12 protein-coding genes and 1 riboswitch are annotated in these 11,628 nt (G+C 61.3%); of the genes, 9 read left to right on the top strand and 3 right to left on the bottom strand.

Annotated elements, in window-relative coordinates:
• The first annotated feature begins 223 nt into the window (after nucleotides 1-223).
• Nucleotides 224-1,501 carry an acyl-CoA dehydrogenase family protein gene (locus M0D68_RS29935; protein WP_266226208.1) on the top strand — a complete coding sequence of 426 codons (1,278 nt, stop codon included), beginning with the start codon at nucleotides 224-226 and terminating at the stop codon, nucleotides 1,499-1,501.
• Nucleotides 1,502-1,571: 70 nt separating this feature from the next.
• Here M0D68_RS29935 and M0D68_RS29940 read toward each other — a convergent pair whose 3' ends face one another.
• The gene (locus tag M0D68_RS29940) at nucleotides 1,572-2,546 is read right to left on the bottom strand and encodes an aliphatic sulfonate ABC transporter substrate-binding protein (RefSeq protein WP_093644189.1); all 975 of its coding nucleotides are present in this window, start codon (nucleotides 2,544-2,546) and stop codon (nucleotides 1,572-1,574) included.
• A 185-nt stretch (nucleotides 2,547-2,731) separates the two neighbouring features.
• On the opposite strand from M0D68_RS29940, the gene M0D68_RS29945 reads away from it, so the two are divergent.
• The 5 genes from M0D68_RS29945 to M0D68_RS29965 all read left to right on the top strand — a co-directional run bounded on the left by M0D68_RS29945 (nucleotide 2,732) and on the right by M0D68_RS29965 (nucleotide 7,187).
• Complete coding sequence (locus M0D68_RS29945; protein ID WP_093644191.1) at nucleotides 2,732-3,790, top strand: LLM class flavin-dependent oxidoreductase; 1,059 nt, start codon at nucleotides 2,732-2,734, stop codon at nucleotides 3,788-3,790.
• A 102-nt stretch (nucleotides 3,791-3,892) separates the two neighbouring features.
• Nucleotides 3,893-4,411 (top strand): SLATT domain-containing protein, encoded by a 519-nt coding sequence (locus M0D68_RS29950; protein ID WP_054035484.1) that lies wholly within the window; start codon nucleotides 3,893-3,895, stop codon nucleotides 4,409-4,411.
• Nucleotides 4,412-4,692: 281 nt separating this feature from the next.
• Nucleotides 4,693-5,463, top strand: a complete 771-nt coding sequence (locus M0D68_RS29955) for a DUF4118 domain-containing protein (RefSeq protein WP_093644193.1) — start codon at nucleotides 4,693-4,695, stop codon at nucleotides 5,461-5,463.
• A gap of 3 nt (nucleotides 5,464-5,466) precedes the next feature.
• Complete coding sequence (locus M0D68_RS29960; RefSeq protein WP_093644195.1) at nucleotides 5,467-6,351, top strand: carboxylesterase; 885 nt, start codon at nucleotides 5,467-5,469, stop codon at nucleotides 6,349-6,351.
• Nucleotides 6,348-7,187, top strand: a complete 840-nt coding sequence (locus M0D68_RS29965) for a MipA/OmpV family protein (protein ID WP_266226209.1) — start codon at nucleotides 6,348-6,350, stop codon at nucleotides 7,185-7,187. Before M0D68_RS29960 ends, M0D68_RS29965 begins: the two co-directional genes overlap by 4 nt.
• A gap of 70 nt (nucleotides 7,188-7,257) precedes the next feature.
• On the opposite strand, the gene M0D68_RS29970 is transcribed toward M0D68_RS29965, so the two are convergent.
• Nucleotides 7,258-7,962, bottom strand: a complete 705-nt coding sequence (locus tag M0D68_RS29970) for a YceH family protein (RefSeq protein WP_266226243.1) — start codon at nucleotides 7,960-7,962, stop codon at nucleotides 7,258-7,260.
• 223 nt (nucleotides 7,963-8,185) lie between these two features.
• Here M0D68_RS29970 and M0D68_RS29975 point away from each other — a divergent pair, with 223 nt between their 5' ends.
• Entirely contained in the window at nucleotides 8,186-8,758 is a 573-nt protein-coding gene (locus M0D68_RS29975) for a helix-turn-helix domain-containing protein (RefSeq protein WP_266226211.1), read from the top strand.
• A 12-nt stretch (nucleotides 8,759-8,770) separates the two neighbouring features.
• Nucleotides 8,771-9,298: a GNAT family N-acetyltransferase gene (locus M0D68_RS29980; protein ID WP_266226213.1), complete on the top strand. Its 528-nt coding sequence runs from the start codon at nucleotides 8,771-8,773 to the stop codon at nucleotides 9,296-9,298.
• Between the two features lie 31 nt (nucleotides 9,299-9,329).
• On the opposite strand, the gene M0D68_RS29985 is transcribed toward M0D68_RS29980, so the two are convergent.
• Nucleotides 9,330-9,962 carry a LysE family translocator gene (locus tag M0D68_RS29985; protein WP_054035436.1) on the bottom strand — a complete coding sequence of 211 codons (633 nt, stop codon included), beginning with the start codon at nucleotides 9,960-9,962 and terminating at the stop codon, nucleotides 9,330-9,332.
• A gap of 137 nt (nucleotides 9,963-10,099) precedes the next feature.
• A riboswitch (glycine riboswitch) is annotated at nucleotides 10,100-10,193 on the top strand.
• A 175-nt stretch (nucleotides 10,194-10,368) separates the two neighbouring features.
• Here M0D68_RS29985 and M0D68_RS29990 point away from each other — a divergent pair.
• Nucleotides 10,369-11,577 carry a D-amino acid dehydrogenase gene (locus M0D68_RS29990; RefSeq protein ID WP_211700910.1) on the top strand — a complete coding sequence of 403 codons (1,209 nt, stop codon included), beginning with the start codon at nucleotides 10,369-10,371 and terminating at the stop codon, nucleotides 11,575-11,577.
• Nucleotides 11,578-11,628 lie beyond the last annotated feature (51 nt).

Below are 11,628 nucleotides of genomic sequence, written 5' to 3' on the forward strand. Positions count from 1 at the left end.
ACAGGGGCAACGCTAATAGACCACTAACAATGCAAGGAAAGGCACCAAGGCCAGAACAAGGAAAGGCCAAAGCCCCAGGAACACTGACAACAAGCGCCCCGCAGGCACAAAAACCATTTCACTCCCCGTTCTAAGAATCAGCCAAATACTTGGTTGCCCGCCCCCTTCCCGTCCCGTACCGTTCTCAGATTGCGCTCGGCGCCCGGCCCGCTCTGGAGAACTCATGCCAACTTCTGAATTGCACGCATTTCCGAACCTCACAACCGCCGACGCAGCAGCCCCGTTCGGCGACAACGAACTAACCCAACGCTTCGCGCCCGTATTCGCCCGCATCGCCGAAGGCGCAGTAGAACGCGAACAGAATCGGGAACTGGCCTACGCGCCGGTGGAATGGCTGCGCGAAGCCGGCTACACCAAACTGCGCGTACCCAAGCGCTTCGGCGGCGAAGGCATCTCCCTGAAAGCGTTCTTTGCGCTGATCACGCGTCTCGGCGAAGCAGACTCGAACCTTCCGCAAATCCTGCGCGTGCACGGTGGATTTATCGAATCGCTGCTGGAAAACGGCGATGAATCGTTGCGTGACCGATGGTTCACGCGTATCGCACAAGGTGAAATTATCGGCGGCGCCGTTTCCGAACGCACCGGCGTGACCAACAACAGCGTGCGTCTTACCCAAACCAACGGGGCGTGGCATCTCGACGGCGAGAAGTACTACACCACGGGCACGCTCTACGCTGACTGGGTCGACGTTACCGCGCACGACGGCGAAAGCGACGTCCGCGTACTCGTCAAAACCGATACGCCGGGCCTCGCCCGTATCGACGATTGGGATGGGTTCGGGCAGCGTCTGACCGGTAGCGGTACGGCACGTTTCGATCACGTGCCGGTCTCGCTCGACAATCTGTACCGGCGGTATAACGCCTCCGAACCACGCCGTAACAGTCTGCTTACTGCCTACTATCAGGCACTGCATGTCGCGAACCTTGCCGGCATCAGTCGTGCGGCGTTGCGCGATGCGGTGGCGTTCACGCAGGGTAAAACGCGGACCTTCGGTATTCCGGGTGAATCGAGCCCGCGTGACAATCCCTTGGTGCATCGTGTTGTCGGCCGGCTCGCGAGCCTTGCTTACTCGACGCAGAGCATCAGCGCTTCGCTAGCCAACGCGATCGATGAAGTGTCAGTTGCGCGGCAGGAAGGTCGCACTGGTGAACAGACCTATGTGCGTCTCGACATCCAGACTTTCCAGGCGCAGCAGATCGTTATCGAACAAACCCTGCAGGCGGCGACGTTGTTGTTTGAAGTGGGCGGTGCTTCGGCGACCAGTGAAAAGCGTCGCTTCGATCGCTACTGGCGCAATGCTCGCGTGCTGGCGTCGCACAATCCGGCGATCATCCGTGAAGCTGCTATCGGTGATTTCTATCTGAATGGGAATGCGCACAAGGAGAGGTTTGGTGTGGCGCGGAATCAGGAAGTCCTCACCGCGACTGCTGCTCAACTGTAACGACTAAGGCCGCTCGCGCGGCCGTAGAACTTCTTGCCCGGCCGCTGCTAGATGCAGCGGCTCCCCTGAATCACTTCGCCGAGGGCGTCCAGATACGGATGTCCGTCGCTTTCAAAGTAGCGGGAATCAGCCCCGCCGCGCGATACGTGTCGGCGATACGCTGCTGTTCGGCCAATTGATCGCGTTTCACCGGCACGATGTCGTAGCTGCGGCGGCTATTGGCCAACTCAACAGTCGGCCCAGGAATATTGCCCCACACCGGGCCGAGAATCTGTGCGGCTTCCTGAGGATGCGCCTTGACCCACTTGCCGGTCGTGTTCAATTCGTCGAATACGACGCGCAGCACATCCGGATGCTTGTCGGCGAAGGCCGTTGTCGCTGTATAAAACCGGTTGTATTGAGCGACGCCGCCGCTGCCGTCCGCAATCACGCGAACATGCGCCTCACGCTGCTGAGCCGCGAGAAACGGGTCCCAGATTGCCCATGCATCGATATTGCCGCCACGGAATGCGGCGAGCGCGTCGGGCGCTTCCAGATAGCGCACCTGTATATCGTTGATCGTCAGACCCGCCTTCGCCAAAGCGCTCAACAACAGGAAGTTGCAGCCCGATCCTTTGGACACCGCCACGCGTTTGCCCTTCAAGTCCGCAACGGAATGAATCGGCGAATCCGGCGGCACGATGATCGCCTGGGCGGTCGGCGCCGAAGTCTCTTCGGCGTAGTAGGTCAACGGCGCGTTGGCGGCCTGCGTAAAGAGCGCAAAGGCATCCGCCACATCCGCATGCAGATCGACGCTGCCGGCGTTGAGCGACTGCAGCAGGCCCGTCGAGAACTCGTGCCAGCTCACGTCATAGCCGAGCGCGTTGAGCTTCTTCTCGAGCGCGCCAGTTCGTTTCAACAGAATAAATAGCGTCGATGAACGCTGGTAGCTGATCGACACCGTTTCGTTGGCGTATGCCACGTCAGTCGACAGCACGCCGCCGATCAACGTCAGGCATACGCAGAGGCGTCGCAGGCTTCGGGAGCCGGAGAAAGCGAGGGGCATCGATCGAGATCCATGTGGTGGGAGTATGCGGAATCGCTGAATATATAAAAGAACGACGCATGGCCAAAGACTGATTTCATCGATCGATATGGGTAGAAATTGGAACGCGTGGCGGCGGCATCGCTCATCATTCGAGGTTTGATGCGAGTTGAAGCACACGCTTTTACCGTGGAGATTTCTGCTTTATGTCGACACTCCCTCCCCGCTTCGGTATCTGGGCGCTGGTTCATGGCAGCCGCGCAGCGCTGCAGGACCCCGATGAACCGTACGACGCGTCGTGGGCGCGGAACAAAGCCCTCGTTCTCGAAGCCGAGCGGCTTGGCTACGACTCCGTGCTGGTCGCGCAACATACGATCAATCCGCACAATCCCGACTTCGATCAGCTCGAAGCGTGGACCGCCTCGGCTGCGCTCGCGGCACTGACCGAGCGCATCGAGATCATCGCCGCCATCAAGCCATATCTGTATCACCCGGTGGTGCTGGCGAAGATGGCGCAGCAGATCGAACACATCAGTGGCGGGCGTTTTGCGATCAATCTTGTCAACGCGTGGAATCGCCCGGAGCTGGAGCGCGCCGGTATCGGCTTCGCGGAGCACGACGCGCGTTATGCGTACGGACGTGAATGGATCACGGTGGTGGATTCCTTGCTGCGCGGCGAGCGTACGCGCTTTCGCGGCGAGCATTTTAATGTGGATGACTATCTATTGCGTCCCGCGGATCCGTTTCGCAGCCGTCCGCGCATCTATGTGGGCGGCGAATCGGAACCGGCGCGGGAGCTAGTCGCCGACAAGGGCGACGTGTGGTTCATCAACGGCCAACCATTGGATGCCGTCAAAGCGTTGATCGCGGATGTCTCCGGCCGCAAGCGCCCTGCTCCGCATGAGCCGTTACGTTTTGGTTTGTCGGCCTTCGTCATCGCTCGCGAATCCGGCGAAGCCGCCGATCAGCACCTTGCCCATCTGTTCGCACTGGCCGCAAAAGATGCTCCGCTCCGTGAACAACAGAAATCGAACATCGACCCCAAGGCGGTGATGTTCCAGACCTTCGCGCAAACGCCGCGCGTGGGTTCGAACGGCGGCACGGCGGCCGGACTGGTCGGCAGCTATGACACAGTCGCGCAACGGATCGCCGATTTTCATCGTGCGGGGATCGAGTTGTTCATGTTGCAATTCCAGCCGTTCGAGACTGACATGCGCATTTTTGCCGAGGAAGTGATTCCACGGGTACGTCGCCTGCTCGGCTGATCTGGGCGAGGTGCGCGGCTTTCAGCGCGTCGCACTCATGTGGCACAGTATCGTCAAACGCATGCGCTACGCTTGCGATACTGGACAGCCCCGATGAGCGAGATGAAGAACCTGACTGCGTACGAGCCCCCGGTCGACGAAGACCAGCTTCTGCTGAAGTGGATCCGGCGCGCGCGTGAATCCCAGATGAGCCATTACGACATGGCCGACCTGCTATCGGCGCGCGACCGCAGTGTCGGCTGGCTGGTCACGGCATTGACCGCGTTCGTGGGGACGGCCGTGTTTGCGTCGTTGAGTTCGACCGCTGTCTCGCCGGCGCTCAGGATCTTTGTGGGCTTCGTGAGCGTTGCGGCGGCGGTCTCAGCCGCGCTGCAAACCTTCCTCAGATATGCGGAGCGCGCGGAAAAGCATCGCGCAGCGGGGGCCCGCTATGGCGCTGTACGGCGCAGGCTGGAAGCGATCTTCGCCGGTGACGCCGACGCACGCGATGGCCACTATCTCACCGCGATCCGCGACGAACTCGACCGGCTCGCAGAAGATTCACCCAACGTGCCGCCGCGCATTTTCTATCGCACCCAGCGAACCCTGTCCGCCGAACCGCGACGCAGTCGCGATGCCTGAGCGGCCGCGCCACTCATTTGTAAATGGCATCAACTTCAATTTGCGGTCCTTAAGCGTCACTTAAGGACACTGCCTGCACAATCCACGCTGGTGAGAATACCCCTAATCACAGGTATGTTTTTCCGCCCCCCATTCGAAACACGATAGCCCCGCCCGGCCTTCCGGTATTTACGTCTTTCCGGGCCTTTGCGTCCGCCCGATTATGGTATCGTCCGACCTGCGCTTAAAAGCGCAGTGCCACACTCAATCGGGAAGCGCAATCGCTCCCTAAAAAAAAGATTATGGAAGTCCAAAACGCCCGTCGTTGGGCACCACGGGGAACCCGCGTCTGGCTCACCGCGGCCGCCGCATTGGCGATCGCGAGCGGAGTACGCCTGGTACTCCATCCGCTGCTGGGACCGATCATGCCGGGCACCGCGTTCTGTATCGCGGCGGCCCTGGTCGAGTATTTTTGCGGGCTGGCCCCGGCGCTCACCGTCATGTTTCTCGGCCTCGGTATCGCCGACTATCTGTTCGTCCCGCCCTACGCCACCATCGCCGTATTCGATCGCGCCGACGTGGTCCTGCTGGTCTCGTATCCGTTGGTGACGCTGATTGTCATCGTGCTGATTGAACGCCTGCGCCGCTCGCAGTTTCGTGCCGAACTGATCGCATCGGTTGCGCAATCGCGCTATGAAATGCTGCTGCGTCACGATAACGAACGCATGCTGGCGCGCCGCGGCGTCGACGAAACGCATCGGCTGCTGCGCCACCTATCCCATCACCACAGAACTTTCATTTTCATTCAGGCGCTCGAGCGCAACGCGCTACAGCCCGGCAACGACATCAAATCGCAAGGCATGCTGCCGCGTCTGCCCAACGAGATTGCGCCAGGCCCGCGCTTTACCGACGTCGATCCCGACGACATCCAGCGGCTCAGCAAAGCGCTGTGGCCTGGCAGCCATCGCGTGCACCTGAAAAGCGGCGACGGTCCGTCGAAGCTGACCGAGTGCATGTGCGAGCGGTTCACCACCCACGCCGGCGAGTTTCTCGTCCTACGGATCGGAGCCTGATCCATGAGTCAACCGACGAGTCTCTTCTTACCCGGCGACGATCATGCCGTGCTGATGTTGCACGGCCTGTCGAGTTCGCCGCTCGAATTGCGTTTTCTCGCCCGCTTTCTGAATGCTGAAGGCTTCACTACGTGCGCGCCGGTCCTGCCGGGCTACAGCGCCGGCTCTGAAGAAGAGGCAATGGAGGCATGGCTCGAAGCCGCCGTGCGCGAGTACGACGCTTTGGCCGGGCGCTTTGCCCGCGTCTCGATCTGCGGACTATCGATCGGCGCGGCCTTGGCGCTGGCTCTCGCGCATCGCCGTCCAGGGGCGCAGTCGCTCGTGTTGTTGTCGCTGACGCTCTCATACGACGGCTGGGCGATCCCCTGGTATCGTTTCCTGCTCAACTGGGCGTACTTCACGCCGATGCGCAAACGCTGGCGCTACCGTGAAGAGGCGCCGTTCGGCCTGCGCAATGAAGCGCTACGAGCAAAGATCGCTCGCGCGATGCAGCGCAGCGACTTCAGCGAAGTCGGTCCGTCGACGATTTCATTGCCGGCCTTGCACCAGGCGAGCCGCCTTGCCGCGAGCGTGCGCACGCAGGTACGCGACATCAAGACCGATTGCCTGATTGTCCACGCGATCGACGACGAGACGTCGAGCCCGCGCAATGCCCGCTTTGTCGCCGCGAATATCGGCGCGGCCTTCTTACGCACAATCTGGCTGGATGATTCGTATCACATGATTACGTCGGACAACGAGCGCGAAATCGTCGCGCGCGAAACCGCCCTGTTTCTGCGCGAAAGCGAAGCCGTCCATAGCGGCGACGACGGCAAACAGCAGGTCGTCTCGAAGGCATTGGCGCGACGCCTCAGGCAACTTGCGGCGCTTGGCAAGGAGCGCGCATGACGGCGAATACCACGCTGAGGTTCAGCAAGCCCGCACGTATGTCGCTACTGCTCGCCGCGGCGCTCGGTCTTTGCGCTGCACGCGCGGCCTACGCGGACGATGCGACTCCGAACACGACGACTGACTCCAGCACCGGCGCGGCCACCGACAGCAAATGGAAAATCGGCGTGGGCCCTGGCGTGGTGATTACGCCCAAGTACCCGGGGTCCCGCCAGTTGAGCGTATTCCCGTTCCCCGCGCTGGACATCTCATACGACGACCGGATTTTCTCGCAGGGCCCTGACGTGCTCGGCGTGAACGTGCTGCGCGGCCCTGCCTATCACGTAGGCGCGGCATTGACTTTCGATTTCCAGATGCGCAAGGAGTCCGACGATCCACGCCTGCATGGACTTGGCAATGTGAATGGCGGGCCGAAACTGAAGCTCTTCGCTGACTACACGTGGTGGGCGTTTACCGGGTCGGTGGCCTTGTACCAGGATATCGCCGGGCATCACCAGGGGACGACGGTCAGCACGGATTTCGTGGCGTCCGCCCCGGTTGGCGGCTGGTTGTTCTCGGTGGGACCAGGTTTCACCTGGGCGAATGGCACTTATACGCGGACGTTTTTCGGCGTGTCTGAGCAGCAGAGCGCGGCGTCAGGATTGCCTACGTACAGCACCAGTGCAGGCGTGCGGGACGTCCATATGAACGCCCAGGTGACTTACGACTTTTCGAAGCACTGGAATGGCTCGGTTTCCGCGACCTTCGGGCGACTGGAGCATGACGCCGCGAATAGCCCGATTACCGAAAAGAGATTCGAGCTCAACACGCTCGCTTCGGTGAACTATAAGTTCTAGTTTCTGGTTTCTTGCGCGCTCGCATGTTCCAACGCTCGCAGCGTGCGAGAAACCAGACGCAAATCGCGTTTCAATCCTCCGTGCGCAGCTCTTCAACTTCAATCCCCAATTCAGCAGCCATCCGGCGCACCACCACCTGAAGCCGGTTCACCTCGTCGGCAAGCCGCTTCTGTTCAGCTTTGACTGCCTCGAACGCCGACAGCGGCACGACCTCATCGTCTCCGCCAGGCTGGGCAAGATCGCTTGCGCTGACTTCGCCGCATAGCAGATGCATCCAGCGATTCTCGCGCTCGCCCGGCGTGCGGGCCAGCTTCGCCACCCGCGGCGGATCGTTGGCAGCCAGTTCGTCGAGAAACGCCTCGACCGAGGAGATGTCGGCGAATCCGTGCAGGCGCGCGCTGTTCAAACGCAGTTCGGCCGCGGTCTGCGGACCGCGCAGCAGCAGCGTAGTTAGTAACGCAGCCGACTGACTGGGCAAGCCCAACACCCGATTCATGTTGTGCTCGAAGCGCGGCACGCGGCTGCTGCTGCCTTCCATAACGAGGCTCAGCCGCTTCAATCCGTCGACGGCGGTCAGCACCTCGGCTTCGGTCGCATTCATCACGGGCGCGCGGCCGGTTTTCTGATTGCAGCCCAAAGTCAGTGCGTTCAGCGAAAGCGGATAACTATCCGGCACGGTGTGCTGCTTTTCGACGAGCACGCCGAGCACACGCCCTTCAAGCAAGGTCAAAGCGCGGATGGAGGGACGGGAAACAGCGTCGGGAGTGGAGTTCATAGAAGATGTCGCGGCATGCGCCGCCGGGTCTCGTGGATGGTGTGCCTTACCGTTGCACAGCCAGGCGGCAGGTTTTAGTTTGTGGCCACTATGATAAACGGCCCGGCCGCTCGCAGTGTACGAATCTCCGCAATGGCGAAGCGTGCCCGGAACGCATTCGTATCCGCTTCGGCGTTTTTTTGTTCCGTTGACGAATTCCCATATTCGAGATAATTTCCCGAATATGGAAAACGCACTCACCGACGACAACGCCATCGACCGTCGCATCGCCCAGCGTCTGCGGGGACTACGCGCCGAGCGCAACTGGTCGCTCGACGATCTCGCCAAGCTGAGCAACGTCAGCCGCGCCACTCTCTCGCGCCTCGAGAACGCCGCCGTGAGCCCCACGGCGAGCGTGCTGGGCAAGCTCTGCGTGGCCTACGGCCTGCCGATGTCGCGTCTCATGCACATGGTCGAAGAAGACTTCGCGCCGCTGGTGCCACGCGATGCGCAGCCGGTCTGGACCGACCCGAGCGTCGGCTTCCGGCGCCGCTCCGTGTCGCCACCGGCGCAGGCGCTGAGCGGCGAGGCGCTGGAGTGCGAACTCGATGCCGGCGTACGCATCACCTACGACGCGTCGCCGAGAGCCGGCCTCGAACATCATCTGATCCTGCTTGAAGGGCAACTGCAGATCACCGTCGACGGCCGAAGTCACGATCTGCAACCCGGCGACTGTCTGCGCTACCAGCTGTTCGGTCCCAGCGCGTTCGTCACGCCCTCGCATAGCGCGGCGCGCTACATCCTCTTCATCGTCTGAGTTCGAGCCACCATGAACGCGACCAGCATCACGACCTTTTCCGCCGACGACCTCGTTCGCCATCTGCCCGAACTCGGCGCGCTGCTGCGTGCCTGCGTCCATGACGGTGCGAGCGTTGGCTTCGTATTGCCGTATAGCGTCGAGGAAAGTGAGGCTTTCTGGCGCGGCAAGGTGCTGCCGTCGCTGCGTGCGGGCGCGCTGGTGCTTTTTGTTGCTCGCCATGGCGAGGCGATCGCCGGCACCGTGCAACTCGATTACGACACGATGCCGAACCAGCGTCATCGCGCCGAGGTGCGCAAGCTGCTGGTCCATCCGTCGTTCCGCCGTCAGGGCATCGCCAAAGCGCTGATGGCGGAACTGGAACAGCGTGCGCACCAGTTGCAGCGCAGCCTGTTGACGCTCGATACGCGCACCGGAGACAAGGCCGAGCCGCTCTATGCCGCGCTCGGTTATCAGACGGCTGGTGTGATCCCGCAGTTTTGCTGCGACACGCTGGAGGAGCGGCTTGATTCGACCACCATCATGTACAAGATGCTGTGAGCGTGACGCAGGCGAGTCTGCGTCGCGTGACTTAACGGCGCGAATCGAGCGCGATCCGTACGGCCAGACCGGCCAGCACGGTGCCCATCAGCCAGCGTTGCACCAGCAGCCATACCGGCCGCCCAGCGAGAAACCCGGCGATTGAACCTGCCATGATCGCAATCAACGCGTTGATCGTGACGGAGACGACAATTTGCACGCAACCCAGCGCGATCGACTGCGTGAGCACGCTGCCGTGCTCCGGTGAAATAAATTGCGGCAACAGCGACAGATACATCACCGCGATCTTCGGATTCGCGAGGTTTGTGACGAGCCCCATGGTGAACAGTTTGCGGCGGCTGTCGTGCGGAAGGTCGCGCACCTGGAACGGCGAGCGGCCGCCCGGCTTGACTGCCTGCCACGCCAGATATAGCAGGTAGAGCGCGCCGCCGAAACGCAGCGCGTCGTACGCGTAGGGCACCGTCAACAGCAGTGCGGTGATACCGAACGCCGCGCAAAACATGTAGAACACAAAGCCGAGCGCGACGCCGCCGAGCGACACGAGCCCTGCGCGCCGCCCCTGACAGAGCGATCTGGAGATCAGATAGATCATGTTCGGGCCGGGCGTGAGCACCATGCCGAGCGAGACCAGGGCAAAGGCGAGCAGCGTTGTGGCAGCGGGCACGGCGTTCTCCTGTGGGATTTGAAGTCGGGCAGTGCCGCTAAATATAGCCGATGCCACTGGTACTGTGCCGATGGCGCATTGCATCGAAAGAAACACTTGCGGCGAAATTTATTGCCCGGTATCGTCTAGCCGTTCTGCAATGCAGCGCGGGAGAGATCGTCAGAGGATTGTGACGACGCCGACGGAGCAACCGCCCCGGAAACTCTCAGGCAAAAGGACCGCGCAGCTGGAACATCTGGAGAGCGGCGCCATGCGCGCCCACCGAAGGGGATTCCCTGCATACCGCATGTATCGCGATGCGTATGCTCACAGGAAGAAACTCTCAGGTACATGGACAGATGGGGCATCGACGCCGGTTTCGACACGAAATCGACACCGGTGATGCTCAACTACTCTGGACCATGTCATGTCACGAATCGCCATTATCGGCGCCGGCATTACCGGCGTTACGACTGCGCACGCCCTTGCGCAACGCGGCCACCACGTCACTGTGTTCGAACGTCATCGCTATGCGGCGATGGAGACCTCGTTCGCCAACGGTGGCCAGTTGTCCGCCAGCAATGCCGAAGTCTGGAACAGCGCGGCCACGGTGCTCAAGGGCTTGCGCTGGATGCTCACGCGCGACGCCCCGCTGCTGCTCAATCCGATGCCCACGTGGCACAAGTATTCGTGGATGGGCGAGTTTCTAAGGCAGATTCCGCATTACCGGACGAACACCGTCGAAACGGTGCGGCTCGCGATTGCGGCGCGCGAGCATCTGTTTTCGATAGCCGAGCGCGAAGGGATCGACTTCGATCTGGAGCGGCGCGGCATCTTGCACATCTACAAGACGCGCAAGGAATTCGATGCGGCCAGCAAGGTGAATGAATTGCTGCGCGAAGGCGGGCTGGAGCGGAATCCGGTGACGTCGAGCGAGTTGCACGCGATCGAGCCCATGCTGCATGGTGATTTTTTTGGTGGATTTTTTACGCCATCCGATTCCACTGGCGATATTCACAAGTTCACGCGCGGGTTGGCTGAAGCTTGCGTGCGGCATGGTGTCGAGTTTCACTACGACGCGGAAATTACGGCGATCGAGCAGCCGGCTGAGGGACGCTTTTCGTTGATGGTCAATCTGGAGGGTGAGTCGCAACGGTTTGCTTTCGAGCGGATCGTGGTGTGCGCCGGTGTGAAGAGCCGCGACTTCGCGGCGATGCTTGGCGATCACGTGAACGTCTATCCGGTTAAGGGTTATTCGATCACCGTATGTCTCGATGATGAAGTGAGTCAGCAGAACGCGCCGTGGGTCAGTTTGCTCGACGACAGCGCGAAGATCGTGACGAGCCGGCTTGGCGTGGACCGGTTTCGGGTTGCGGGGACGGCGGAGATCAACGGGTTCAATCGGGATATCCGGTCGGATCGGATTGCGCCTCTGGTCGACTGGACTCGACGGTATTTTCCTGAGGTGTCGACTTCGAAGGTGATTCCGTGGGCGGGGTTAAGGCCTATGTTGCCGAGCATGTTGCCGAAGGTCGGGCGTGGGAAACGGCGAGGTGTTTTTTATAACACCGGGCACGGGCATTTGGGGTGGACGTTGTCGGCGGCTACGGCGCAGGTTTTGGCGGGGGTGATTTAGTAGGCGTTTTTGCGACAGGCCCGGTGCCCGCAAGGACACCGGCAGCACTCT

It is taken from the genome of Paraburkholderia sp. SEWSISQ10-3 4 (assembly GCF_030464785.1).
Classification (GTDB): domain Bacteria; phylum Pseudomonadota; class Gammaproteobacteria; order Burkholderiales; family Burkholderiaceae; genus Paraburkholderia; species Paraburkholderia aspalathi.